Source organism: Pseudomonas sp. LPH60, from assembly GCF_030718165.1.
GTDB lineage: Bacteria > Pseudomonadota > Gammaproteobacteria > Pseudomonadales > Pseudomonadaceae > Aquipseudomonas > Aquipseudomonas danubii.
Genome location: NZ_JAVAJH010000002.1, coordinates 688,174 through 713,390, shown reverse-complemented (window position 1 = coordinate 713,390; position 25,217 = coordinate 688,174). Strand labels below are relative to the sequence as shown.

The following is a 25,217-nucleotide window of genomic DNA, read 5'->3' as shown; positions in this document are numbered from 1 at the left end:
CCTGCTACCAACGAAAACGCAACTGTGCCGGTGTCGCAGGCGCTGCGACCGGCGCGGTGCCTTGCCCGCCTTGCACAGACACCTGGGGAGCCGGCACCTCATCAGCCGGGATCTCTTGCAGCTTGGCCAGGGACAACTGCGCCCGCAGTTGCTCCGCGCTGCCATTGACCCGATAGACGACCCGGTCACCGTCGATACTCTGCAACTGCGCACCGAAAGGCTCCAAAAGGTGCCCCAAGGCGGCATAGTGCTCCAGGGTCATGCCCTGCACTTCCAGCAACTGCTCACTGGAAACACCGGGACGGGTAACGAAACGCGGTGCCAGACGCTGACTCACCGCAAGCAACACGCCATCTGCCAGGGCGGCGGTATCAGCCCCCTGAACAGTGCCTTGCTCTTTCTGATCGCCAAGCCACAACCGCCACTTGGCCTGCCATTGGCCGCCCTCTTCACGAGCATGTACCGCCAACAGCGCATCTGCGCCGTAGCGCTCGGAAGCTTCACGCAGCGGAGTCGGATCGGCGCCTTCGAGATTCGGCGCCGTCGCGACGATCTGCTCATCCAGGTCGCCAAGAGGCAAACGCAGAGGCAGGCCACGATGCTGAGCGGCTCGCCGCAGGGGCGCGGCACTGGCCTGGCCATCCCCGACCAGGCTCGAGCCTTCGGTTGAGTCACTCAGCCACCAACCGAGGATCGACGGCCGATTGCTTCCCCACAATGGCAACCCCGCCTGACGCAGGGCACGATCGGTACTGACCGGATCGAAGTCCACCTGCAAGCTTTCCGGCGGCCCGGCGTCATAACCGTACTGACTGATGATCTGCTGCGGGTCCTTGCGGATCGCTGCCAGACCGGGACCCTGCGCAGCCTTGGCGTCACCAGTGAGACGCAGCACCAGGGTTTCCAGTGCTCGCTGGGTGGCCTGGTTGCGCTCTTCGGGCGACTGGCTGCTCACCGGCTCACGCACCTGATACAAGCCATTGAGGGTTTCGGCATGACTCGCCAAGCTGACCAATGACAAACAGCCCACAAATAGAAATTTACCCAGACGCATGGAAGATTCCCGACGACAAAAAACGATTGAAACAGTACCCATGAACCGCTGCGAGCAAGGCTGTGACCACAAGCCCCGGCAAAACATTCACCCGTCGCCCGATTGTTTTCGCACTGTCATAACGATAGCCACTTGAGCGCTATACCTTATACAGGCATGGGCACGGGCACCAACACGGCCAATCGCAGTTTTTTTTTAACCGGATATGCCTCTACCCGTCGGCCCGAGGATGGCCGCTGCCCCTCAAGCCTGATAAAATCGCGCGCCTTCGCAGACCGGCATCAGCTGGGCACCCTGAAACCCTTTTGCAGTGTTTCAGCAGGCTCTCTGGTTCGGTCGATACCCCCTGAATCCCCCCTAAAGGCCTGGATCATGAGCAAGCAACCCTCCCTGAGCTACAAAGACGCCGGTGTAGACATCGACGCCGGTGAAGCATTGGTCGAACGCATCAAGAGCGTCGCCAAGCGCACTGCGCGCCCGGAAGTCATGGGCGGCCTGGGCGGTTTCGGCGCCCTCTGCGAAATCCCGGCCGGCTACAAGCAGCCTGTACTGGTTTCCGGTACTGACGGCGTCGGCACCAAGCTGCGCCTGGCCCTGAACCTGAACAAGCACGACAGCATCGGCATCGACCTGGTGGCCATGTGTGTCAACGATCTGGTGGTCTGCGGCGCCGAACCGCTGTTCTTCCTCGACTACTACGCCACCGGCAAGCTCAACGTCGACACCGCAGCCCAGGTAGTGACCGGCATCGGCGCCGGCTGCGAACTGTCCGGCTGCTCCCTGGTGGGCGGCGAAACCGCTGAAATGCCAGGCATGTACGAGGGCGAAGACTACGACCTGGCCGGTTTCTGCGTCGGCGTGGTGGAAAAAGCCGAAATCATCGACGGCTCGAAAGTCGCCGCCGGTGACGCCCTGCTGGCCCTGCCGTCTTCCGGCCCGCACTCCAACGGCTACTCGCTGATCCGCAAGATCATCGAAGTATCCGGTGCCGACATCGAAAGCATCCAGCTGGACGGCAAGCCACTGACCGACCTGCTGATGGCCCCGACCCGCATCTACGTCAAGCCGCTGCTCAAGCTGATCAAGGACACCGGCGCGGTCAAGGCCATGGCCCACATTACCGGCGGCGGCCTGCTGGACAACATCCCGCGCGTGCTGCCAAAAGGCGCCCAGGCGGTGGTCGATGTGGCGAGCTGGAAACGTCCGGCGGTCTTCGACTGGCTGCAAGAGCAAGGCAACGTCGACGAACACGAAATGCACCGCGTACTGAACTGTGGCGTGGGCATGGTCATCTGCGTCGCCCAGGACCAGGTCGAAAACGCCCTGAACGTTCTGCGCGAAGCTGGCGAGCAGCCTTGGGTCATTGGCCAAATCGCCACCGCAGCCGAAGGCGCGGCCCAGGTTGAGCTGAAGAACCTCAAGGCCCACTGATGCAAGAGCGGATGTCGCCGACCTGTGATGTTGTGGTGCTGCTGTCCGGCACCGGCAGTAACCTGCAAGCCCTGATCGACAACGCGCGGACCGACGACAGTCCGTTTCGCATCGCTGCCGTGATCTCCAACCGCGCTGACGCCTATGGCCTGCAGCGCGCCAAGGAAGCGGGTATCGCTACCCGCTTCCTTGATCACACCACCTTCGAAGGCCGCGAGGCCTTCGACCAGGGGTTGATCGAGCTGATCGATACCTTCCAACCAAAACTGGTGGTACTGGCCGGGTTCATGCGCATTCTCAGCGCTGGATTCGTCCGCCACTACCAGGGCCGCCTGTTGAATATCCATCCCTCGCTGCTACCCAAATATAAAGGGTTACACACTCATCAGCGGGCGCTGGAGGCCGGAGATACCGAGCACGGTTGCAGTGTGCACTTCGTCACCGAGGAACTCGATGGCGGGCCTCTGGTCGTACAGGCTGTGATCCCGGTAGAGTTGCACGACTCGCCGCAAAGCCTGGCGCAGCGAGTGCACGTCCAGGAACACCGGATTTACCCCATGGCCGTACGCTGGTTTGCCGAAGGTCGGCTGACGCTCGGCGATCAGGGTGCTTTACTGGATGGTCAATTACTGGCCGCCAGCGGCTATTTGATTCGAACCTAGGAGATTTTATGCGTCGCGCCCTGCTCTTCGCTTGTGCTCTGTTCGCCCTGCCGGTTGTGCAGGCGGCAGACCTTCAACCGTTCTCCGCCAGCTATACCGCCGACTGGAAGCAGTTGCCCATGAGCGGCACAGCTGAACGCAGCCTGGAAAAAACCGCCAACGGCACGTGGAAACTCAGCTTCAAGGCATCGATGATGATCGCCAGCCTGAGTGAAGAAAGCACCCTGACCCTGGACAAGGACACCCTGGTGCCCCAGTCCTATCACTTCGAACGCGGTGGTCTGGGCAAGGCCAAGAAAGCCGACCTGGACTTCGACTGGAGCGCGAAGATGGTCACCGGCACCGACCGCGGCGATGCGGTCAAGCTGCCTCTGAATACCGGCATGGTGGACAAATCCACCTACCAGCTGGCCCTGCAGCATGACGTAGCCGCCGGCAAGAAGACCATGAGCTATCAAGTGGTCGATGGCGGTGAAGTCGACACCTATGACTTCCGCGTCCTGGGCTCGGAGAAGGTCGACACCAAGGCCGGCCAGATCGATGCGATCAAGGTCGAGCGCGTGCGCGACCCGACACAGAGCAAACGCATCACCGTGATGTGGTTCGCCAAGGACTGGGATTACCTGCTGGTACGCCTGCAACAGGTGGAAACCGACGGCAAGGAGTACAACATCATGCTCCTCAACGGCACCGTCAACGGCAAGACAGTCAAAGGCAGTTAAGCCGCAGCACGATCAAAGCCTCGCGAAAGCGGGGCTTTTTTTTGCTTGAAATGTCACTCCATGTCCGCCTGCCAGACGCCGGGGCAAGCCCTCCTAGATGAAACTTTTGTCATGAAACTTCGCCGACTGCGGCGAAATGTCACGGCTTTCACGGCCTGCGGGATTGTCGCCGATCCTGCAAAGGTCTGTTGCAGATCCAGGCAATTTACTTAGCAAGCTAACAAAATATATAAAAGAGCCCTGCACACGCCTTGCTGCAGATCAACTGAGATTGGAGCTAGCAGATGACTGTAAAAGTAACTGAACGCGACGATTCACATATGTCCCATGAAGGCGTAGCCGCGGGTGTACGGATCTGGGATGTACATCAACAAGACATGCTGGTGGGCATGTTCCACTCCGAGAGCGACGCCCACAGCTACAAGGCTGAACTGGAAAAACTCGAGCAGAACCGCGCGCCTCAGAGTTCCTGACTCAACGTCAGCGCAGGAGCACCGGGATCTCCACGCGGATTCCTACCTGCTCCCCATAAACGACCAACCCCGCCATGAGCGGGGTTGGTCGTTACCGGATGCTTACCACATCAGATCATCAGGGATCTGATAGGCCGCGTATGGATCATCCTCATCCGGCGCCTCGGTGGGAGTATTGAGCTGTACGATACGCCGCGGATCACGCTCCTGAATCTTCAGCGCCGCCTCCCGCGGAATCACCTCGTAACCACCACCGTGGTGAACGATGGCCAGGGAGCCACTGCTGAGCTTGTTGCGCATCAGGGTGTTCACCGACAGACGCTTGACCTTCTTGTCGTCGACGAAGTTGTAGTAATCCTCGGTGTTCAGTTTGGGCAGACGCGAGACTTCGATCAGTTGCTTGATCTGCGCTGCACGGGCCTTCTGCTCGGCCTTCTCCTGCTGCTGACGATTGAGCTCCTGGTCACGCTTGACCTTCTCGGCCATGGCTTCCTGGGCTGCGCGCTGCTGGGAGTCATCGAGTTCGATCTGGCCTTTATGGGCCAGGCGCTGCTGCTTCTGCTTGTCTTTGCTGACCTGCTTGGCCTGCTTTTGGTTGACCAGCCCTGCTTTGAGCAACTGGTCGCGAAGGGAAAGGCTCATGGTGCTTACTCACTTAGGCAACGGCCTCAGCCACAGCTGGGCAAATTCTTTTCCTGACGCTTGGCTTCACCCCACAGGGCGTCCAAGTCTTCGAGGGTGCAATCTTCCACGGGACGGCCGGTGTCGCGCAATGCCTGCTCGATAAATCGAAAGCGCCGATCGAACTTGGCATTGGCACCGCGCAAGGCGGTTTCCGGGTCGACCTTCAGGTGCCTGGCCAGGTTGACCACGACAAACAGCAAGTCACCGATTTCATCAGTGATGGCTGCCGGGTCGTTGTCAGCCATGGCCTCCAGCACCTCGTCCAGCTCCTCTCGAACCTTGTCCACCACCGGCAAGGCGTCCGGCCAGTCGAAGCCGACCTGCGCCGCGCGCTTTTGCAACTTGGCCGCGCGGGACAGGGCCGGCAGGGCCACCGGCACATCATCGAGCAGGGACAGCTGCTGCGGAGCGTCGGACTTCTCTGCCCGTTCCTCGGCCTTGATCTGCTCCCAGCGCTCCTTGACCTGCTCCTCATTGAGCCGCGGGATATCCAGCGGCGCGTACAAGTCGCCAGTAGGGAATACATGGGGATGCCGGCGAATCAGCTTGCGGGTGATGCTGTCCACCACCCCATCGAATTCGAAGCGCCCCTCCTCCCGGGCCAGCTGGCTGTAATACACCACCTGGAACAGCAGATCGCCCAGCTCACCCTGCAAGTGGTCGAAGTCGCCGCGCTCGATGGCGTCGGCGACCTCATAGGCCTCCTCCAAGGTATGGGGAACGATACTGGCGTAGTTCTGCTTGATGTCCCACGGGCAACCGTATTGCGGGTCCCGCAGGCGCGCCATCAGGTGGCGCAGGTCTTCAAGGCTGTACATCAGTTCATCCATTTCATGCGGGCATCACGGGGTTCGATTGCGTCGGGTCTCGATGATGTTCGGCAGCTGGGAGATGCGCCCCAGCAAACGTCCCAATGCATCCAGGCCCGGAATTTCGATGGTCAAGGACATCAACGCCGTGTTGTCCTCCTTGTTCGAACGAGTGTTGACCGCCAATACGTTGATGCGCTCATTGAGCAGCACCTGGGACACGTCACGCAGCAGGCCGGAACGGTCGTAGGCGCGAATGATGATGTCCACCGGATAGGTGAGCACCGGCACCGGCCCCCAGCTGACCTGGATGATCCGCTCCGGCTCGCGCCCGGCCAGTTGCAGCACCGAGGCACAGTCCTGGCGGTGAATGCTCACGCCACGGCCCTGGGTGATGTAACCGACGATCGCATCCCCCGGCAGCGGCTGGCAGCAACCCGCCATCTGGGTCATCAGGTTGCCCACCCCCTGGATCTGGATGTCGCCACGCTTGCCCGGCTTGTAGCCGGCGGCCTTGCGCGGGATCAGCTCCAACTGCTCGTTGCCGCGCTCGGGCTCCACCAGTTGCTGGGCCAGGTTGACCAGTTGCGCCAGGCGCAAATCGCCCGCACCCAGAGCCGCGAACATGTCCTCGGCAGTCTTCATGTTGGCCTTGTCGGCCAACTTGTCGAAGTCCACCTGAGGCAGGTCGAGACGATTCAGCTCGCGTTCCAGCAGGGTCTTGCCGGCGGCGACGTTCTGATCGCGAGCCTGCAGCTTGAACCAGTGGACGATCTTCGCCCGCGCCCGGGACGTGGTGACGTAACCCAGGTTCGGGTTCAGCCAATCGCGACTCGGGGTGCCGTGCTTGCTGGTGATGATCTCCACCTGCTCGCCAGTCTGCAGGCTGTAGTTGAGCGGCACGATGCGCCCGTTGATCTTCGCGCCACGGCAGTTGTGGCCGATCTCGGTGTGCACCCGATAAGCGAAGTCCAGCGGCGTGGCGCCCTTGGGCAGGTCGATGGCGTGGCCGTCGGGGGTGAAGATGTACACCCGATCCGGCTCGATATCCACCCGCAGCTGTTCGGCCAGGCCGCCGATGTCCCCCAGCTCCTCGTGCCATTCCAGCACCTGACGCAGCCAGGAGATTTTCTCTTCGTAATGGTTGGAGCCGGACTTGACGTCGGTGCCCTTGTACTTCCAGTGGGCACACACCCCCAGCTCCGCTTCCTCGTGCATCGCGTGGGTGCGGATCTGCACTTCCAGCACCTTGCCCTCGGGGCCGATCACCGCGGTGTGCAGCGAGCGATAGCCGTTTTCCTTGGGGTTGGCGATGTAGTCGTCGAATTCCTTGGGGATATGCCGCCACAAGGTATGCACGATGCCCAGTGCGGTGTAGCAGTCGCGCATTTCCGGCACCAGCACCCGCACGGCGCGCACATCGTAGATCTGGCTGAACTCCAGACCCTTGCGCTGCATTTTGCGCCAGATGGAGTAGATGTGTTTGGCCCGCCCACTGATGTCGGCGTTGACCCCAGTGGCCTTCAGTTCGTTCTGCAGCTGGTTCATCACGTCGCTGATGAAGCGTTCGCGATCCAGGCGCCGCTCATGCAGGAGCTTGGCGATCTGCTTGTATTGCTCGGGCTCCAGGTACCGGAAGGACAGGTCCTCCAGCTCCCACTTGATATGGCCGATGCCCAGGCGATGAGCCAGGGGCGCGTAGATGTCAAAGACTTCCCGGGCCACTCGATTGCGCTTCTCTTCGTCGGCGCTTTTCACCGCACGAATGGCACAGGTCCGCTCCGCCAGCTTGATCAGCGCCACCCGCACGTCATCGACCATGGCCACCAGCATCTTGCGCAGGTTCTCAACCTGCGCCTGAGTGCCGAGTACCAGGGACTGGCGAGGACTGAGACTGGCGGTGATGGCAGCCATGCGCAGCACACCATCGATCAGCTTGGCCACCACCGGACCAAAACGCTGGCTGACCGCTGGCAACTGGATCTGGCCCTCGCGGACGCCGCGGTACAGTACCGCGGCGACCAGGGAATCCTGGTCCAGTTTGAGATCAGCAAGGATCTCGGCGATCTCCAGGCCCGTGCTGAAACTCGACACGCCCTCAGAGCTCAGGCCTTTGGCGGCAATGTGTTGTAGCTCGGCCTCACGAGCGAACTCGCAGGCCTCTTTCAAGGCTTCACGGTCCAGTACCATGTCGACGCTGACCGTATGATCAAGCCATGCCTCGAGATTGATACTGCCGTCGGTGTTGATCGGCTGGTGCGCTCTCACCTGTACCATCTTGCTTTACCTTCCCTACGACGCACATTCAATGCGTCAAATCGCTGATCTTCAACGCTCGGGCACAGCTCGCAGGGCCAGCGAACCACACCAGAAAGATCAGTCGGATTAGACAAGCCATCCTAGCTCGCTTCGAATAACGCCATGGCCTCGACATGCGCCGTCTGAGGAAACATATCGAGGATCCCGGCACGTTTTAACCTATAGCCCTGCTTGATCAGTTCGACCGTGTCACGAGCCAAAGTTGCCGGATTGCATGACACGTACACCAACCGCTTGGCACCCAGGCTCGCCAAGTGGCGGACCACCTCGAAAGCACCGTCGCGGGGTGGGTCCAAGAGTACCGCAGAAAAGCCTTCATCAGCCCACTCGGCAGCACTCAGAGGTTGGGATAAATCGGCTTGAAAAAAGCGCGTGTTATGCAAATTGTTGCTGGCAGCATTTTCAGCGGCCCGCGCCACCATGGTCGCCACGCCTTCCACTGCCACCACTTCCCGCACCTGCCGAGCCAGCGGCAAGGCGAAGTTGCCCAGGCCGCAGAACAAATCCAGCACCCGCTCCTGAGCTTGCGGCGCGAGCCACTCCAGAGCCTGGGCCACCATCGCTTCATTGACCCCCGCATTGACCTGGACGAAGTCACCCGGCCGATACGCCAGGTGCAGATCCCAGGTCTCCAGGCGATAACCCAGTGACTGCGATGGATCAAAGGGTTGTGGCTCACCTTCAGCGTGCAGCCACAATTGCGCCTGATGGAAATCGCAGAAGTCCTTGAGGATCGTCAGGTCGCTCTCGGACAACGGCGCCATATGGCGCAACAGCACCGCTAGCGCCGAACCACTGAACAACTCCACATGCCCCAGTGCCTGAGGCTTGCTCAAGCGTCGCAGCATAGCGGGCAAACGGTTCATGACAGGTTGCAAAGCCTGTACCAGCACCGGGCAATCGTCGATGGCGACAATGTCCTGGCTACCGGCAGCACGGAAACCCACCTCAAGTTGCTTGCCCTTGGCGTCCCAGCGCACCGCCACCCGGGCGCGACGCCGATAGCCGAACTCGGGACCGCTCAAGGGAGCGGCCCAGGCCTCGGGCTCGACACCCGCGACCTTGGACAACTGCTCGGCGAGCATGCGCTGTTTCAGGGCAAGCTGTTCGGCATGGGGCAGGTGCTGGACACTGCAACCGCCGCAGCGCCCGGCGTGGGCGCAGGCCGCCGGGCGACGCAGATCACTGGCGTTGAAGATGCGCTCGGCACGGGCCTCTACCACTTTGCCATGGCTGCCCAACACCCGAGCTTCGACTTCTTCACCGGCCAGGGCACCGCTGACGAACCAGGTACGCCCTTCGACAAAGGCAATGCCACGGCCATCATTGGCCAGACGCTGGATAGCCAACCGCTGCTTCTTGCCCACCGGAATCTGTGGGGCCCGGCTACCGCCCGCAGGCTGGAAGCGCAGGCCTCTCTCGTGCTTAGCCATCAGTTGGGCGCATCGAAAATGCCGGTCGACAGGTAACGATCGCCACGGTCACAGATGATCGCGACCATGACCGCGTTTTCCACTTCCCGGGACAGGCGCAGCATCGCCGCCACCGCACCACCGGAAGACACGCCGCAGAAGATGCCCTCTTCCCGAGCCAAGCGCCGGGTCACGTCTTCAGCTTCGCTCTGGGCCATATCGACGATGCGATCGACCCGGCTGGCCTGATAGATCTTCGGCAGGTACTCCTCGGGCCAGCGGCGAATGCCGGGAATCGCCGAGCCTTCCATCGGCTGCAGACCCACGATCTGCACCAGGGGATTCTGTTCTTTGAGATAGCGCGAAGTGCCCATGATGGTGCCGGTGGTGCCCATCGAGCTGATGAAGTGGGTGATGCTGCCCTGGGTCTGGCGCCAGATTTCGGGACCGGTGCCAGTGTAGTGGGCCTCCGGGTTGTCGCCGTTGGCGAACTGATCGAGCACCTTGCCACGGCCTTCGGCCTGCATCCGCTCGGCCAGGTCACGGGCGCCTTCCATGCCCTCTTCCTGGCTCACCAGGATCAGTTCGGCACCATAGGCGGTCATTGCCGCCTTGCGCTCGGCGCTGGAGTTGTCGGGCATGATCAGGATCATCTTGTAACCCTTGATCGCGGCAGCCATGGCCAGGGCGATCCCGGTGTTGCCCGACGTCGCTTCGATCAGGGTATCCCCAGCCTGGATCTGCCCACGCAACTCGGCGCGGGTGATCATCGACAGTGCCGGGCGGTCCTTGACCGAACCCGCCGGGTTATTGCCCTCGAGCTTGAGCAGCAGGGTATTGCTGGTGGCGCCAGGCAGGCGCTGCAAACGAACCAGCGGGGTGTTGCCGACGCAATCGGCGATGGTTGGGTACTGCAAGGTCATGGCGTATTCGCAATCCAGACTGCGGGGGCGCCTATCATACCGGCAAACGCCCAAGCGCCATATCACGCAAAGTGCGGGGCTTATGGCTTATTGATATAAGGCGGCACAGGGCCGTCTCAAGCCGCCGGCAAGCGCATGTGAACACGCAAGCCATGGGCCGTGTTCTGCGCCCACAAACGACCTCCCTGGCGCTCCACCGCATTGCGCGCAATGCTCAGGCCGAGGCCGAAACCTCCATCTCCCGGCCGTGAACCGTCCAGACGGATAAACGGATCGAACATGCGCTCCAACGCCTCTTCCGCTACCCCCGGCCCTTGGTCGTCCAGCCACAGATGCCAATATTCAGCGTCACGTCGACCATCGAGGATGACCAGAGCCCCGGGTGGCGAATGCCGGATGGCATTGCGCAGGATGTTTTCCAGAGCCTGGGCCAGGGTATTGAGATGCCCGCGCACCCAGCAATCCGCCGGCAGATCACAGCGCAACTGCGCTGGCGACCAGCCGCTCTCGAAGCAGGCGTTCTCGCTGAGCATTTCCCACAAGGCCTGGACCTGAATCTGCTCCTCCGGCAGCGGCGCCCGCTCGGTGTCCAGCCAGGCCAGTTGCAGGCTGTCCTCCACCAGGCGCTGCATGGCGTCGACTTCCCGGGACAAGCGCTCACGCAATGCCCCCAGGCTCTGCTCGCTGTCGCAAGCCACCCGCAGACGACTCAAGGGAGTGCGCAACTCGTGGGACAGGTCCCGCAGCAACTGCTGCTGCACAGCCACGGTGCTTTGCAGCCGCTCGGACATCTGATCGAACGCTCGCCCCAACTCCCCCAACTCGTCCTTGCGCTGAGTGGTCTCGGTGCACAGCCGCACATTCAACTGCTCCGCACGCCAGGCATTGGCCTGCTCCCGCAACTGATTGAGCGGCACCACCAACAAGCGGTACAAGCCCACGCACAGCAGCAGCGTGAACAGTCCGGGGATCACGCCGTTGGTGATCACGCGCCAGAACACCCGGTATCGCCCGGGCATGAAACGCTGCGGCAGCTCGATGACCAGACTGCCGAGAGACGGATCATCGGGGAACGGAATTTTCAGCCAGGGCAACCCGCGACTGTGCCGGCTCACCGGCCAATCCGCCCCCCGCAGGAACGTCAGGCGCTGAGCCTCGGCCGCTGTCAGCGGGTAGCTGCTCAGCGCTTGCAGATCACTGCCGATGACGCCGACCCAGGTGCTCTCACGGCCTGCCATTGCCTGGATCCAGACATCCACGCCGGCATGCTGGCCGGTCTTCCAGGCCTGTTCCGCTTCCTGCGCGTAACTGCGCAAGGTAGCCCGGGCTTCATCGGCGAGGTACAGGTTCTTCTGCTCAACATAGCGCCCCCAGGACCAGCTCAACCAGATCATCAACAGACAGAACGCCACCAGCAGGCAGGCCAGCTTCCAGAACAGCGAGTGCCGGCCCGGCAGATCAGACCAGCTCATCGAAGGCACTCAGCACATAGCCCTTGCCCCACACCGTACGCACTTCACGTTCGCTGTAGCCTAGCGCCTTGAGCTTGCGACGTATCTGACTGACATGCATGTCCAGACTGCGATCGTGGGCCGCATACCCGCGTTGCAGGACATGCTGATAAAGGAAGGCCTTGCTCAGCACCTCATCGACGTTGCGGTGCAGGGTTTCCAGCAGGCGGTATTCGCTACGGGTAAGGCCGGCCGGGCGCTCGGCAAAGAACACGTCACACAGCTCGTCATCAAAACGCAGGCTCTGCACGCTGCTGCTGAGTTTCGGTGGTGTCGGCCGCCGGTCCAGGGCCACTCGCCGCAGGATGGCTTCGATGCGTACCCGCAGCTCGGCCATGCTGAAGGGCTTGGGCAAGTAGTCGTCTGCGCCCAGGCGGAATCCACTGATGCGATCGGCCTCTGCTCCCAGGGCCGACATCAGCAGCACCGGCGTGGAGTGACTCCGGCGAAAGTGGGTCAGCACCTCCAGGCCGTCCATGCCCGGTAACAGGATGTCCATCAACACCACATCGAAGGCTTGCCGACGCGCGATCCCCAGACCTTCCTGGCCGTTCTGGCACCAGGTCACGGCAAAGCCGCAGCGCCCCAGCTGCTCATGCACATAGGCACCGAGCACCGGGTCGTCTTCAATTGCCAGGATACGGGGAGGCTCAACAGCTACGGGAGTCATTAGCTTCTGCAAGTCATTCTCAGTTGGGCGATTATTCAAGATTGCCCGGTTTGCGGCAACCAGCGCCTTGGTCGTAGCCCCCTATCCGCCCTCCGGCTGTCGGCTAACGGTCTGCAATTTGCCAAGATCAGCCCCTGGCAAATCGTTACACTGCGCAGGTGGCGCATCACGGACGTGCCCGTCGACCTTTCAAAACAGCGTGGAAGCAGGAGAGTTGCGTGCTCAAGAAACTGGGAATCAAAGGCCGCGTACTGTTGCTGACCTTACTGCCCACCAGCCTGATGGCTTTGGTACTGGGCGGTTACTTCACCTGGATGCAGCTCTCCGACCTGCAGACCCAACTGCTGCAGCGCGGCGAAATGATCGCCGAACAACTGGCCTCCCTGGTGGCGCCGGCGATGGGCAACCGCAACTCGCCGATGCTCGAACGCATCGCCACCCAAGCCCTGGAACAGCAGGACGTACGCGCGGTGTCATTCCTTGCCCCCGATCGCACGCTCATGGCCCACGCCGGCCCCAGCATGCTCAATCCACCGCCCAGCGATAACAGCACCCACATCATGCAACGCAGTGGGAATGACGCGACCCGCTACCAACTGCCGGTCTTCGGCCGCCACCGCAATCTGGCCGGTGACCTGATCCCCGATGAATCAGACCGTTTGCTGGGCTGGGTGGAACTGGAGCTGTCCCACAGCGGCATGCTGTTGCGCGGTTACCGCAGCCTGTTCGCCAGTCTGCTGTTGATTGCCGCCGGCCTGGCCGGTGCTGCCCTGCTGGCAGTGCGCATGGGGCGGACCATCAACAACCCGCTGACCCAGATCAAGCAGGCCGTGGCGCAACTCAAGGACGGCAACCTGGAAACCCGCTTGCCGCCCTTGGGCAGCCAGGAGCTGGATGAGCTGGCCTCGGGCATCAATCGCATGGCCAGCACCCTGCAGAATGCCCAGGAAGAACTGCAGCACAGCATCGATCAGGCCACCGAAGACGTGCGCCAGAACCTGGAAACCATCGAGATCCAGAACATCGAGCTGGACCTGGCGCGCAAGGAAGCCCTGGAAGCCAGCCGCATCAAGTCGGAGTTCCTGGCCAACATGAGCCATGAGATCCGCACGCCCCTCAATGGCATTCTCGGTTTCACCCACCTGCTGCAGAAAAGCGAGCTGACACCGCGCCAGCTGGATTACCTGGGCACCATCGAAAAATCCGCCGACAGCCTGTTGGGGATCATCAACGAGATCCTCGACTTCTCGAAAATCGAAGCCGGCAAGCTGGTGCTCGACAGCATTCCCTTCAACCTGCGGGACTTGCTGCAGGACACCTTGACCATCCTCGCGCCGGCAGCCCACGCCAAGCAGCTGGAACTGGTGAGCCTGGTCTATCGGGATACGCCTTTGTCCCTGGTGGGCGATCCACTGCGGCTCAAGCAGATCCTCACCAATCTGGTGAGCAACGCCATCAAGTTCACCCGCGAAGGCACCATCGTCGCCCGGGCGATGCTGGAAGAAGAACACGAAGACAGCGTGCAACTGCGCATCAGCATTCAAGACACCGGCATCGGCCTGTCCAACCAGGATGTTCGCGCTCTGTTCCAGGCCTTCAGCCAGGCCGACAACTCGCTGTCGCGGCAACCCGGCGGCACCGGGCTGGGGCTGGTGATCTCCAAACGCCTGATCGAACAGATGGGTGGCGAAATCGGAGTCGACAGCACCCCGGGCGAAGGCTCGGAATTCTGGATCAGCCTGAACCTGCCGAAAACCCGCGATGACGCCGAGGACCTGCCGGGTCCACCATTGCTGGGGCGACGCGTAGCGGTGCTGGAGAATCACGAACTGGCCCGTCAGGCCCTGCAGCATCAACTGGAAGACTGCGGCCTGGAAGTGACCCCGTTCAACACCCTGGACGCCCTGACCAATGGCATTACCGGCGTACACCAAAGCGACCAGGCCATTGACCTGGCCGTGCTCGGCATCACCACCAACGACATGTCTCCCGAACGCCTGAGCCAGCACATCTGGGACCTGGAACACCTGGGCTGCAAAGTCCTGGTGCTGTGCCCGACCACCGAACAGACGCTGTTCCACCTGTCGGTCCCCAACCCCCACAGCCAGTTGCAGGCCAAGCCGGCCTGCACCCGCAAACTGCGTCGCGCCCTGTCTGACCTGGTCACCCCGCGCCGGGCCCGCAGCGAGCCGGAGGAAAGCCTCTCCAGCCGTGCGCCACGGGTCCTGTGTGTCGACGACAACCCGGCCAACCTGCTGCTGATCCAGACCTTGCTGGAGGACATGGGCGCCAAGGTGCTGGCGGTGGACAACGGTTACGCAGCCCTGAACGCGATCCAGAACGAACCTTTCGACCTGGTGATGATGGACGTGCAAATGCCGGGCATGGACGGCCGACAAAGTACCGAGGCGATCCGCCAATGGGAAAGCGAGCGCCATGGCACGCCACTGCCCATCGTGGCCCTGACCGCCCATGCCATGGCCAACGAAAAACGCGCCCTGCTGCAAAGCGGCATGGACGATTACCTGACCAAGCCCATCAGTGAACGGCAGCTGGCCCAGGTGGTACTGAAATGGACCGGGCTGGCCTTGCGCAATCAAGGCCCGGAGCGAGCCAATGAACGCTCGGAACTGAACCTGGAGCTGCAAGTGCTGGATCAGGACGAAGGCCTGCGCCTGGCGGCCGGCAAGGCTGATCTGGCGGCGGACATGCTGGCCATGTTGCTGGCCTCACTGGAGGCCGATCGCGAGGCGATCAACGCCGCTCGTGCAGCCAACGACCACAGCGCCCTGATCGAACGGGTCCACCGCCTGCACGGAGCCACCCGATATTGCGGAGTGCCGCAGTTGCGCGCCGCCTGCCAGCGCAGCGAAACCCTGCTCAAGCAGGAAGACGTCAAAGCCTTTGCCGCTCTGGATGAGCTGGACCACGCCATCAGCCGTCTCGCCGCCGAAGCGCGGATCAACGCCTGATCCAGGACAAGACCTGCCCGGCGCCCGGCCTGCATGCTGGGCGTCCCGACCAAGGATGCAAGCATGCGTACGATTCTTTTCAGCAGCCAGACCTACGACCGTGAAAGTTTTCTCGGCGCCAGCCTGCCCACGGGTATCGAACTGCAATTCCAGGCCGCCCGCCTGAGCCTGGACACCGCGGCCCTGGCCGAGCGCCATGAAGTGGTCTGTGCCTTTATCAACGACGACCTGAGCGCTCCGGTGCTGGAGCAACTGGCCGCCGGCGGTACCCGGCTGATCGCCCTGCGTTCAGCCGGCTACAACCATGTCGACCTGCCCGCCGCCAAGCGCCTGGGCCTGGATGTGGTCCGGGTCCCGGCCTACTCGCCCCATGCCGTGGCGGAACATGCGGTGGCCCTGATCCTGGCGCTGAACCGACGCCTGCATCGAGCCTACAATCGCACCCGTGAAGGCGACTTCACCCTTCACGGCCTGACCGGCTTCGATCTGGTGGGCAAGACCGTGGGCATTGTCGGCACCGGGCAGATCGGCGCCACCTTCGCTCGCATCATGGCCGGCTTCGGCTGCCAATTGCTGGCTTACGACCCCTTCCCCAACCCTGCCGTCGAGGCCATGGGGGCCCGCTACCTGAGCCTGCCGGAGCTACTGGCCCAGGCGCAGATCATCAGCCTGCACTGCCCACTCACCAACGACAGTCGCTACCTGATCAATCAGGACAGCCTGGCGCACATGCAGCCCGGGGCCATGCTGATCAATACCGGGCGTGGCGGCCTGGTGGATACACCGGCGCTGATCGACGCGCTCAAGAGCGGCCAACTGGGTTACCTGGGGCTGGACGTCTATGAAGAGGAAGCCCAGCTGTTCTTCGAGGACCGTTCCGACCTGCCCCTGCAGGATGACGTGCTGGCCCGGCTGCTGACCTTCCCCAATGTGATAGTCACCGCGCACCAGGCCTTCCTGACCCATGAGGCCCTGGCGGCCATCGCCGACACCACGTTGCACAACATCGCCAGCTGGGCTGCGGGCCAGCCGCAAAATCAGGTCCGAGGCTGAAATCCCGGTCACGGCCTGATCGAAGGTCGCCTGCCCGCAACCTGCGGCGCAGGGGCCCGTGCTAGCATACGCGGCAGATTTGGAGGACCCATGGTCGAACACGATTTCCGCTACAACCTGATGAACCCGCAACACACCCTGATCGAATGCCGCGCCCTGGTACCGGGTCGTTATCAAGTCACCGGCAACGGTGGTTCGATCCGTACCGACGACGTGCTGCTGGTCACACTCAAGGGCAGCAAGGACCTGTCCATGCGCCTGACAGTGGACACCGTCCGCCACCTGATCAATCCGGTCGGCCAATGGGTCGCCGTGGCCCGTGGCCCGGTATTCGGCGAACTGGCGATTCATCAATGGCAAGTCAACTGCGACAGCTGCACAGCAGAGCTGAACTTCGAGTTCGCAGTGGACGCCAAGCTCGGCACCAAGGCCCAGAAACCTGCCGCCAGCGCACGCATTGCCGAGCTGGGCTGGGCCAGTGAGGGTGAACGCCACCTCTGCCCGAAATGCCAGCAGGCCGGCCAATGAAACGTCTGGCGCTGACTGCGGCACTGGGGGCCGGCCTGATGGGCTGCGCCGCCGAGCCGCTGAAGCTGCAGCAGGATCGCAGTTACGTCCTGGAGTGGATCGGCGAACGGCCACTGATCGATTACAGCCACCTGACCATCACCTTGGGTGAAGACGGTCGCGCCTATGGCAATGGCGGATGCAACCACTGGTTCGCGCCTTACACTCTGGACGGCGAAAAGCTCCGTTTCGGCAAGGTAGGCAGCACCCGCAAACTCTGTGCTCCAGCCTTGATGGAGCAGGAACGGCGCTTCCTCCAGGCCTTGGAAAGCGTGGAGCGCTGGGATGTTTCGCCGATCGAGCAAGTGCGCTTCTGGCCTGCCGAAGGCAAGCCGCTGCGCTGGTGGCTGGAAGAAGGCTGATCCGAACCGGGGCAGGTTGACCCCAACGCCTGCGACCGCCGACGCTATCAGCGGCTGCAGGCATTCCCCCATCAATGACCGCGCAGGGCCTGCAATTTTGCCAGTACACCCGCGGCGGTCTGCTCGCCCAGCAGTTGCTCACGCACCTTGCCCTTGTCGTCAATGATGTAGGTCACCGGCAGCGCCTCGCTGCGTGGCAAATCGAAGAGTTGCTCGGGATTCTGCGCCAGCACCGTGAACTTGATCCCCAGCTTCTCACTGGCGTTCTTGAGCTCCTCGCCCTGCACATTGTCAAAATTGACCCCCAGCACGGTGGCCGACTGCCCTTTGAGCTGCTCGTTCAGGGCATTCAATTCCGGCACTTCTGTGCGGCAAGGCCCGCACCACTCCGCCCAGTAGTTGAGCACCAGCCATTGCTTGTCGAGGCGCTCGGCGGCGACTTTCTGGCCGTATTGGTCGACCCCGTAGTCATTCCCGCAGCCGCCCAGCAATAGGGTGGTGAATATCGCCAATGCTGCTGCCAATTGCCTTGCCATGCCGTGCTTCCTGTGTTGAAGGGTGCCTTGAAAAATGATCGATGACCGATAATCGCTGCGACCTATCGACTCCCAAGGTTCAGGAGAGTCCGTCGCGCGGGTAGAATAGCCGCCACCTTACGCAAGATGCGACCCGCACATGACCGATCTGACGCTTTATCACAACCCGCGCTGCTCGAAATCCCGCGGTGCGCTGGAACTCCTGGAACAACGCGGCCTGGCGCCGACCGTGGTCCGCTACCTGGAAACCCCACTGGACGCCACCCAGTTGCACCGCCTGCTGGGCAAGCTCGGCCTCAGTGCGCGCCAACTGTTGCGCACCGGCGAGGATGAGTACAAAGAGCTCAACCTGGCGGACACCCGCCTCAGCGAAGAACAACTGATCGCTGCTATCGCCCAACACCCGAAACTCATGGAGCGGCCGATTCTCGAAACCGCCGACAAGGCCATCATCGGGCGCCCACCGGAAAATGTGCTGGAGATCCTGCCTTGAGCGCGCCGTACATCCTGATCCTCTACTACAGCCGCAACGGTTCGACCAACGAGATGGCCCGGCAGATCGCCCGGGGCGTCGAACAGGCCGGCCTGGAAGCACGCCTGCGCACCGTGCCGGGAGTTTCCACAGAGTGCGAAGCCGTGGCACCGAGCATTCCCGAAAGCGGCGCGCTGTACGCCAGTCTCGACGACCTGAAGCACTGCTCGGGCCTGGCCCTGGGCAGCCCGACTCGCTTCGGCAACATGGCAGCCCCGCTGAAGTACTTTCTCGACGGCACCAGCAACCTCTGGCTGACCGGCGCCCTGGTGGGCAAGCCCGCCGGTGTCTTCACCTCCACCGCCAGCCTGCATGGCGGCCAGGAAGCCACCCTGCTGTCGATGATGCTGCCGCTGTTGCATCACGGCATGCTGATCACCGGCCTGCCCTACAGCGAGTCGGCGTTGCTGGAAACCCGCGGCGGTGGTACGCCTTATGGCGCAAGCCATCATGCCGGGGCGGACGGCAAGAGCCCGCTGGACGAACATGAAATCGCCCTGTGCCGGGCCTTGGGCCTGCGCCTGGCGAAAACCGCTCAGCAATTGGAGAACGGCCGTGGCTAAAAAGCCGAAGATCCTGCCCCCGGTGGAATGGCTGGAACCTCGGGTCCGGATAGCCCGAATCCTCAGCCTGATCTGTTTTTTCGGCCTGATAGGCCTGCTCTGCGTTTACTACCTGCTGCTAGCCGACCTCCACGGCGCCCGGCCCTGGGTGATCCTGCTGATCGAACTGGTGCCCCTGCTGTTGATGGCACCGGGCATGCTCAGCGGCAGTGCTCGCGGACACGCGTGGATGTGCTTTGTGGTCAACCTGTACTTCATCAAGGGGGCTCTGGCGGCCTACGACCCGAATCGCCAGCTGTTCGGCCTGCTGGAAATGTTCGCCAGCCTGGCGGTATTCACCTCGGCACTGCTCTACGTACGCTGGCGCTTCCAGCTCAATCGCCGGCTCGCTGGCGAAGGTGCCAACCCGGCCTGACGCCCCGCTCCCCTCTGGTTTCCCCGGGCATGACATCGCCCGGGGACCTTGCATCGCCGTTTCGGCGCCCCCACCTTGGTCAGCAGACTTCTTGACCCATACTCCCGAACCAACCCGGAGCAGGCATGCACGATTACAAATGGTTGAACGAATACTGTCTTAATCGCTTCGGTTGCGCCGCAGCCCTGGAAACCCAGTTGCCGACGCCAGCGAACAACGACTACCTGCGTTCATTGAGCGCTGATCGCTACTTGTCGACCCTGGCGTTGCGGGTTTTTCGCGCCGGGTTGAAACACAGCCTGGTGGACGCCAAATGGCCGGCCTTCGAACAAGTGTTCTTTGGCTTCGATCCAGACAAAGTGGTGCTCATGGGCGCCGAGCATCTGGAGCGACTGATGCAGGACACACGGATCATTCGCCATCTGGGCAAGCTCAAGAGTGTGCCGCGCAATGCCCAGATGATCCTTGATGTCGAAAAGCAGCACGGCAGTTTCGGCGCCTTCATTGCCGACTGGCCGGTCCAGGACATCACTGGGCTCTGGCAATACCTGGCCAAGCACGGCAACCAGATGGGGGGGCTTTCCGCCCCACGTTTCCTGCGCATGGTGGGCAAGGACACGTTCATCCCCACGTGGGACGTCGTGGCGGCCCTCAATGCCCAGAACATCATCGATAAGGTGCCCAGCAGCAAGCGTGACCAGGCCCTGGTTCAGGAAGTATTCAACCAGTGGCAGCAAGAAAGTGGTCGACCACTGTGCCAGCTGTCGGCGATGCTGGCCTACACCGTCAATCACTGATCCCCCGTCACCAACATGGCTCTCTGCCCGGCACAACGGGCAGGGAAACATCCGCTCTCAAACTCCTCCAGCTCAAGCTGACAATAAGCTGAACTAAACCTAGGTTTTTTCTTCCGCTGTTTATTATCGGATAAAGTTCACTTCGCACTTGCCGCAACGATAAGAGCGATAGATAGACAGTTAACTGCAGCCACATTCTGCGGGCCAATAGATGAATAAGGCCTGACCGCAAAGCACTGATCAGGCCAACAACCTGAACCCAGGCTGTCAGGTTTAAAAGAACTGTCGCCATTCATTCGTTTTTTTCACATTGCTTTCACTCTCCGCCCACCTGGCCCGACCTAAATTGGCCCCAGTTGCGGCGAGGGCAGCGGTGAGCGCATGCCGTTCTTTTCAGAACCCCTGGCAAAAACCTAATCAGGTAAACGACGTGCTCAATACTGCTGAATCCGGTACTGGCGGCAAGACAACCCGCAGCGTGCGCATCCTGGCTGGCGTCTGTGGGGCAGCCCTGGCAATCCTCGTCTGCGGCTTTGTCCTGTGGCCAGCCACACCACTGGACCTGGGTGTCGACAACCAGATGCAGCAAGCCGGCTTCTATCGCCACTGGCAAGACGGCGAGGTGATTGCCCTGGTGCGACATGCCGAGCGCTGCGACCGCTCCGCCAGTCCCTGCCTGGGGCCTGCCGATGGCATCACCCTGCCTGGAAGCCGCATGGCAAGCGACGTGGGCCAGGCATTCCGTACTCTGGGCATGGCCTCCACCGACGTCATCAGCAGCCCGGCAACCCGTACCCGGCAAACCTCGGAATTCATGTTCAAGCGGCCGGTGCAGACCCAGGACTGGCTGAGCAACTGCGGCAAACACTTCGAAGACCAGATCAAGACGCACAAGTTGTTCAAGCGCAACCTGATCCTGGTTACCCACAGCGATTGCATCAGTGACCTGGAAAGCCAGCTGGGCTTTGAACATGCACTGGCCAGTCATTACGCCAGTTCGCTATTTGTCACCCTGAACGTGAACGGAACCATGGAAGTACTGGGCATTATCAATGCTGAAAGCTGGCGAAAAACTCTTAAGGGCCCTCTCGAGTAACTTTCAACTATTTTTAACAACTTCCCAACAGACTTCACTCAAAAAGCAGACACACTCACTCGCCAACTAATTGAGCTTATAAGCCCCTAGACCAATAGAGCGCCCCTCTCACTTACAACAAGGTCTATCAAACAGGCGAAGCCAAGTATATTTTTTAAAACTTGAGAACCCCGAGCACTCGACAACAATTTACAGTTCATCACTCATACCTGATGAATGTAGCGAAGTACCGTTTTCAACACATGACTCAGAGGACACAAATGCAGCGCACTTTACCGCCCCAGGCTTATGGAACAAGCGCCACGCCTTCCGGCTATACCGTGGGCGGGAGCACAACCAGCGGCATCCAGCGCTGGGCACTACCCTTTTTGCTGCTGGCCTTCGCCCTGTTCTACCTGCTGCCACTGACCAGCCACGGCCTGTGGATTCCGGATGAAACCCGCTATGCACAGATCAGCCAGGAGATGCTGCTTCGCGGGGATTGGGTGTCTCCGCACTTCATGGGCATCCGCTATTTTGAAAAGCCCATTGCCGGCTACTGGATGATCGCCATCGGCCAGGCACTGTTCGGTGACAACCTGTTCGGCGTGCGTGTTGCCTCGGCCCTGAGCACCGGTCTGAGCGTACTGCTGGCTTACCTGATCACTCGCCGGATCTGGAACGACCCGCGCAAGAGTTTTGCCGCCGCCCTGCTTTACATGAGCTTCGGTCTGATCGCCGGGCAAGCCGGGTACTCCAATCTCGATCCCCAATTCACCTTATGGGTCAACCTCAGCCTGGTGGCGCTCTGGTTCGCCCTGGACAGCCAGACACCAGGCGGCCGCTTGCTGGCCTGGGGCACCTTGGGCGCCGCCTGCGGCATGGGTTTCATGACCAAGGGGTTCCTGGCCTGGCTGCTGCCGGTACTGATCGCCCTGCCCTACATGCTCTGGCAACGGCGTTTCGGCGAGTTGCTGCGCTTTGGCCTGGTGGCCGTGCTGGTGGCGATTGCCATCAGCCTGCCCTGGGTCTTGAGCATTCATGCCCATGAACCCGATTTCTGGCGGTTTTTCTTCTGGCATGAGCATATCCGCCGCTTTGCCGCCGACAATGCGCAGCACACTCGCCCCTGGTGGTTCTACCTGCCGTTGCTGGTGGTTTCGAGCCTGCCCTGGGCGGCCTTGCTGCCAGGCACCCTGATTCAGGCCTGGAAGGACAAGCACCAGGCGGCCACCGGTTACCTGCTGTTGTGGTTGCTGCTGCCGCTGGCGTTCTTCAGCCTGAGCCGCGGCAAGCTGCCGACCTACATCATGCCCTGCCTGCTGCCCTTGGCCGTGCTCATGGGCCATGCACTGATCCAGTGGATCAGCGCAGGCAAGACTCGAACTGTTCGCCTCAACAGTCTGCTCAACCTACTGATCGGCGTCGCTGCATTAGTGGCGCTGGTGGTGATCCAGATCACCCGGCCGGTGTACGACCACGACGAAATGCTCAGCCTGTCCCTGGTGTTCATCATGCTCATGGGCTGGATCATCGCCAACCTGCTGCCGGCCTCCAGGCCGCTCAACTACTGGGCAACGCCGGCCCTGGGCATCTGGCTGCTGGTAGCGCTGCTGCCTGCGGGAATGCCCGGTTTGATCGTGCACAACAAGATGCCGGACCAGTTCATCAAGGAACACCTTGCGCAACTCCAGCAGACCCACAGCCTGTTGAGCAATGACCTGGGAGCGGCCTCAGCACTGGCCTGGCGCCTGCAACGCCCGGACGTGGCGCTGTACAACACCGAGGGCGAACTGAAATACGGCCTGGCCTACCCTGAATCGGCCCAGCGCAAGGTCAGCATGGCCGACGTTGGCCAATGGATCAGCGACGCACGCAAACAGGGATCGGTGGGTGTGGTGATGCGGGTCAAGGACGTACTGGAGAACGAAGAAGTCGCCCTGCTGCCGCCGGGCGGCAAGCGCTACGAGCAAGGCAATATGCTGATCCTGATCCTGCCGGCCACTCAACCCTGACCAAGCTGCCCAAACGCCTGCCTGAGAGCGTCAGCGTCGACCACCATCGGCGCTGGCATTCCTGGCCCTTTCCTTCCACCACCCGGCCTGCGCAAACCCACCCATGAAAATCTGCAATAGCGAACGCAAGGATCTAATCCTGCTTCTGGGCGTCAGCGCCCTGATCCTGCTCCTCGGCCTGGGCTCCCGTGAGCTGTGGGGGGCGGAAACCCGCTGGGCCAACATTGCCTTGCAGATGCTGCAGAGTGGCGACTACTTCGACCCCTACCTCAAGGGCGCTCCCTATTACGACAAACCCCTGCCGTCCTACTGGTTGATCACCGCCAGCGCCTGGCTGACCGGGGGCCTGGGGCACTGGTCGCTGCGGCTGTCCTCGGTGCTCGCCGGGTGGCTGAGCATCTGGCTGGTATACCTGCTTGGCGAGCAGCTGTTTCACAAGGGCACAGGGCTGATCGCCGGCTGGATGCTGGCCACCACCTTCTACTTTGCATTTTGGGCCCGGGTGGCCACCGCGGACATTCTCACCGTGTGCGGGGTCTTGGCAGCAGTGTGGTGGTACTGGCGAGGGCCAGAAGACACTCGCTTGAGTCGCTATTGCCTGTTCTTCCTGCTGTTGGCGGCGACCTCGCTGCTCAAGGGACTGATCGGTTTCGTCCTGCCGGGGCTGATCCTGCTGCCACACCTGCTGAGCCAAGGACGCTGGAAGCGTCACCTCAATCCGCGCCTGTGCCTGGCGTTGCTGATGGCTGCCCTGCTGTACATGGTGCCGTTCGTGCTCTCGCACCTGTATGGCGCCCCGACCTACGCTGAAAGCGGGCTGAGCCTGGTATTCCGGGAGAATGTGCAACGCTTCTTCGATCCTTTCGACCATATCGGACCGATCTATACCTACCTGATCTACCTGCCGGCCTACACCTTGCCCTGGGCGCCCTGCTGGGTACTCGGCCTCTGGGTAGCGGCGCGTCACTGGCGCCAGCTACAACCCAATGAGCGCTGGCTGGTCTGGGCCCTGGGTTTGTTGTTCCTGTTCTTCACTGCCAGTGGCAGTCGGCGCAGCTATTACGTCCTGCCTCTGGTGCCCTTCGCCCAGCTGTTAGGGGCCTGGTGGCTGAACCGCCACCTGCTCCAACGACGCGCCAGCGGCAAGCCCGGCGAACGCAGCTGGGCCATAGGCTTTGCCAGCGCAGCGGTGATTCTGCTGCTGGTGCTGGGGGTGGCCTACCCTTGGAGCAATGGCACGGGCGGTGTCATCCAGTTCGGCACGCAGGTCAGAGCCGAGGCAAGCCGGATTGCCCCCTGGCATCAATGGCGCATGGTGATGGTCGAGGTGGATAACAAAGTGCCGCTGTACCTGCAGAATCAGGGAGCGCCCTTCTACTACGTCGCCGAAACCCAGGACTTCCCGCGCTCCGGCACCAGCGCAGACTTCATGGCCTGGCTGGACAGGACCAGCGGCCAGCATTGGGACCCCCAGCGCACGCTGATCCTGGTGCAACAGCGTGAGAATGAACCGTCGATGCTCGGCTACCTGGGCAAGGATCATCAACTGGTGCGCACACTGCCGACCAACGGTGAACGGCTGGCGAAAAGAAAAGCCGAGGGCAGTGTTGCTTTCATTCCTCAGGCTCTCGGGGACTGAAGCCCCCTCGCCACGCCGGAT

The 25,217-nt window shown here is 61.8% G+C and carries 24 protein-coding genes; 15 read left to right on the top strand and 9 right to left on the bottom strand.

Going from position 1 to position 25,217, the window contains the following annotated elements:
* Positions 1-4: 4 nt before the first annotated feature.
* Positions 5-1,054: a DUF2066 domain-containing protein gene (locus Q8O96_RS08895; protein ID WP_102860744.1), complete on the bottom strand. Its 1,050-nt coding sequence runs from the start codon at positions 1,052-1,054 to the stop codon at positions 5-7.
* 372 nt (positions 1,055-1,426) lie between these two features.
* On the opposite strand from Q8O96_RS08895, the gene purM reads away from it, so the two are divergent.
* The 4 genes from purM (at position 1,427) to Q8O96_RS08875 (ending at position 4,342) form a co-directional block, all read left to right on the top strand.
* Positions 1,427-2,485, top strand: a complete 1,059-nt coding sequence (gene purM, locus Q8O96_RS08890) for a phosphoribosylformylglycinamidine cyclo-ligase (protein WP_102860743.1) — start codon at positions 1,427-1,429, stop codon at positions 2,483-2,485.
* Positions 2,486-2,496: 11 nt separating this feature from the next.
* Positions 2,497-3,147, top strand: a complete 651-nt coding sequence (gene purN, locus Q8O96_RS08885; protein ID WP_102861000.1) for a phosphoribosylglycinamide formyltransferase — start codon at positions 2,497-2,499, stop codon at positions 3,145-3,147.
* Positions 3,148-3,155: 8 nt separating this feature from the next.
* Positions 3,156-3,869 (top strand): DUF3108 domain-containing protein, encoded by a 714-nt coding sequence (locus tag Q8O96_RS08880; protein ID WP_102860742.1) that lies wholly within the window; start codon positions 3,156-3,158, stop codon positions 3,867-3,869.
* Between the two features lie 284 nt (positions 3,870-4,153).
* The gene (locus Q8O96_RS08875) at positions 4,154-4,342 is read left to right on the top strand and encodes a hypothetical protein (protein WP_011062706.1); all 189 of its coding nucleotides are present in this window, start codon (positions 4,154-4,156) and stop codon (positions 4,340-4,342) included.
* Between the two features lie 102 nt (positions 4,343-4,444).
* Here Q8O96_RS08875 and Q8O96_RS08870 read toward each other — a convergent pair whose 3' ends face one another.
* From Q8O96_RS08870 to Q8O96_RS08840, 7 genes are all read right to left on the bottom strand, one after another.
* A complete protein-coding gene (locus Q8O96_RS08870) occupies positions 4,445-4,984 on the bottom strand; it encodes a DUF2058 domain-containing protein (protein ID WP_060840548.1) in 540 nt (179 codons plus the stop codon).
* Positions 4,985-5,010: 26 nt separating this feature from the next.
* Positions 5,011-5,844: a nucleoside triphosphate pyrophosphohydrolase gene (mazG, locus tag Q8O96_RS08865; protein WP_102860999.1), complete on the bottom strand. Its 834-nt coding sequence runs from the start codon at positions 5,842-5,844 to the stop codon at positions 5,011-5,013.
* Between the two features lie 24 nt (positions 5,845-5,868).
* Positions 5,869-8,112, bottom strand: coding sequence for a GTP diphosphokinase (gene relA, locus Q8O96_RS08860; RefSeq protein WP_102860741.1), 2,244 nt, complete (start codon positions 8,110-8,112; stop codon positions 5,869-5,871).
* A 122-nt stretch (positions 8,113-8,234) separates the two neighbouring features.
* Positions 8,235-9,587, bottom strand: coding sequence for a 23S rRNA (uracil(1939)-C(5))-methyltransferase RlmD (gene rlmD, locus Q8O96_RS08855; RefSeq protein ID WP_305948684.1), 1,353 nt, complete (start codon positions 9,585-9,587; stop codon positions 8,235-8,237).
* Positions 9,587-10,489: a cysteine synthase CysM gene (cysM, locus tag Q8O96_RS08850; RefSeq protein WP_115580691.1), complete on the bottom strand. Its 903-nt coding sequence runs from the start codon at positions 10,487-10,489 to the stop codon at positions 9,587-9,589. The genes rlmD and cysM overlap by 1 nt, the downstream gene beginning before the upstream one ends.
* Before the next feature lie 116 nt (positions 10,490-10,605).
* Positions 10,606-11,961, bottom strand: a complete 1,356-nt coding sequence (locus tag Q8O96_RS08845; RefSeq protein WP_115580692.1) for a sensor histidine kinase — start codon at positions 11,959-11,961, stop codon at positions 10,606-10,608.
* The gene (locus Q8O96_RS08840; RefSeq protein WP_102860737.1) at positions 11,948-12,670 is read right to left on the bottom strand and encodes a response regulator transcription factor; all 723 of its coding nucleotides are present in this window, start codon (positions 12,668-12,670) and stop codon (positions 11,948-11,950) included. The genes Q8O96_RS08845 and Q8O96_RS08840 overlap by 14 nt, the downstream gene beginning before the upstream one ends.
* Positions 12,671-12,888: 218 nt before the next feature.
* On the opposite strand from Q8O96_RS08840, the gene Q8O96_RS08835 reads away from it, so the two are divergent.
* From Q8O96_RS08835 to Q8O96_RS08820, 4 genes are all read left to right on the top strand, one after another.
* On the top strand, positions 12,889-15,642 hold the full coding sequence (locus Q8O96_RS08835) for a response regulator (protein ID WP_102860736.1): 2,754 nt from the start codon (positions 12,889-12,891) through the stop codon (positions 15,640-15,642).
* A 63-nt stretch (positions 15,643-15,705) separates the two neighbouring features.
* Positions 15,706-16,695, top strand: coding sequence for a 2-hydroxyacid dehydrogenase (locus Q8O96_RS08830; protein WP_305948683.1), 990 nt, complete (start codon positions 15,706-15,708; stop codon positions 16,693-16,695).
* A gap of 90 nt (positions 16,696-16,785) precedes the next feature.
* A complete protein-coding gene (locus Q8O96_RS08825) occupies positions 16,786-17,223 on the top strand; it encodes a hypothetical protein (RefSeq protein WP_102860734.1) in 438 nt (145 codons plus the stop codon).
* A complete protein-coding gene (locus tag Q8O96_RS08820) occupies positions 17,220-17,624 on the top strand; it encodes an META domain-containing protein (RefSeq protein ID WP_102860733.1) in 405 nt (134 codons plus the stop codon). Before Q8O96_RS08825 ends, Q8O96_RS08820 begins: the two co-directional genes overlap by 4 nt.
* A gap of 71 nt (positions 17,625-17,695) precedes the next feature.
* Here Q8O96_RS08820 and Q8O96_RS08815 read toward each other — a convergent pair whose 3' ends face one another.
* The gene (locus Q8O96_RS08815; RefSeq protein WP_115580693.1) at positions 17,696-18,160 is read right to left on the bottom strand and encodes a TlpA disulfide reductase family protein; all 465 of its coding nucleotides are present in this window, start codon (positions 18,158-18,160) and stop codon (positions 17,696-17,698) included.
* Positions 18,161-18,299: 139 nt separating this feature from the next.
* Between Q8O96_RS08815 and arsC the strand changes: the two genes are divergently transcribed.
* The 7 genes from arsC (at position 18,300) to Q8O96_RS08780 (ending at position 25,196) form a co-directional block, all read left to right on the top strand.
* Complete coding sequence (gene arsC / locus Q8O96_RS08810) at positions 18,300-18,653, top strand: arsenate reductase (glutaredoxin) (RefSeq protein WP_102860731.1); 354 nt, start codon at positions 18,300-18,302, stop codon at positions 18,651-18,653.
* Positions 18,650-19,255, top strand: coding sequence for an NAD(P)H:quinone oxidoreductase (wrbA, locus tag Q8O96_RS08805; RefSeq protein WP_102860730.1), 606 nt, complete (start codon positions 18,650-18,652; stop codon positions 19,253-19,255). The genes arsC and wrbA overlap by 4 nt, the downstream gene beginning before the upstream one ends.
* On the top strand, positions 19,248-19,670 hold the full coding sequence (locus tag Q8O96_RS08800) for a DUF2069 domain-containing protein (RefSeq protein WP_102860729.1): 423 nt from the start codon (positions 19,248-19,250) through the stop codon (positions 19,668-19,670). Before wrbA ends, Q8O96_RS08800 begins: the two co-directional genes overlap by 8 nt.
* Before the next feature lie 125 nt (positions 19,671-19,795).
* On the top strand, positions 19,796-20,467 hold the full coding sequence (locus Q8O96_RS08795) for a DNA-3-methyladenine glycosylase I (RefSeq protein WP_305948682.1): 672 nt from the start codon (positions 19,796-19,798) through the stop codon (positions 20,465-20,467).
* Between the two features lie 430 nt (positions 20,468-20,897).
* A complete protein-coding gene (locus Q8O96_RS08790; protein ID WP_305948681.1) occupies positions 20,898-21,563 on the top strand; it encodes a histidine phosphatase family protein in 666 nt (221 codons plus the stop codon).
* Positions 21,564-21,805: 242 nt separating this feature from the next.
* Positions 21,806-23,557, top strand: a complete 1,752-nt coding sequence (gene arnT / locus Q8O96_RS08785; protein ID WP_305948680.1) for a lipid IV(A) 4-amino-4-deoxy-L-arabinosyltransferase — start codon at positions 21,806-21,808, stop codon at positions 23,555-23,557.
* 103 nt (positions 23,558-23,660) lie between these two features.
* Positions 23,661-25,196, top strand: coding sequence for a glycosyltransferase family 39 protein (locus Q8O96_RS08780; RefSeq protein ID WP_305948679.1), 1,536 nt, complete (start codon positions 23,661-23,663; stop codon positions 25,194-25,196).
* Positions 25,197-25,217 lie beyond the last annotated feature (21 nt).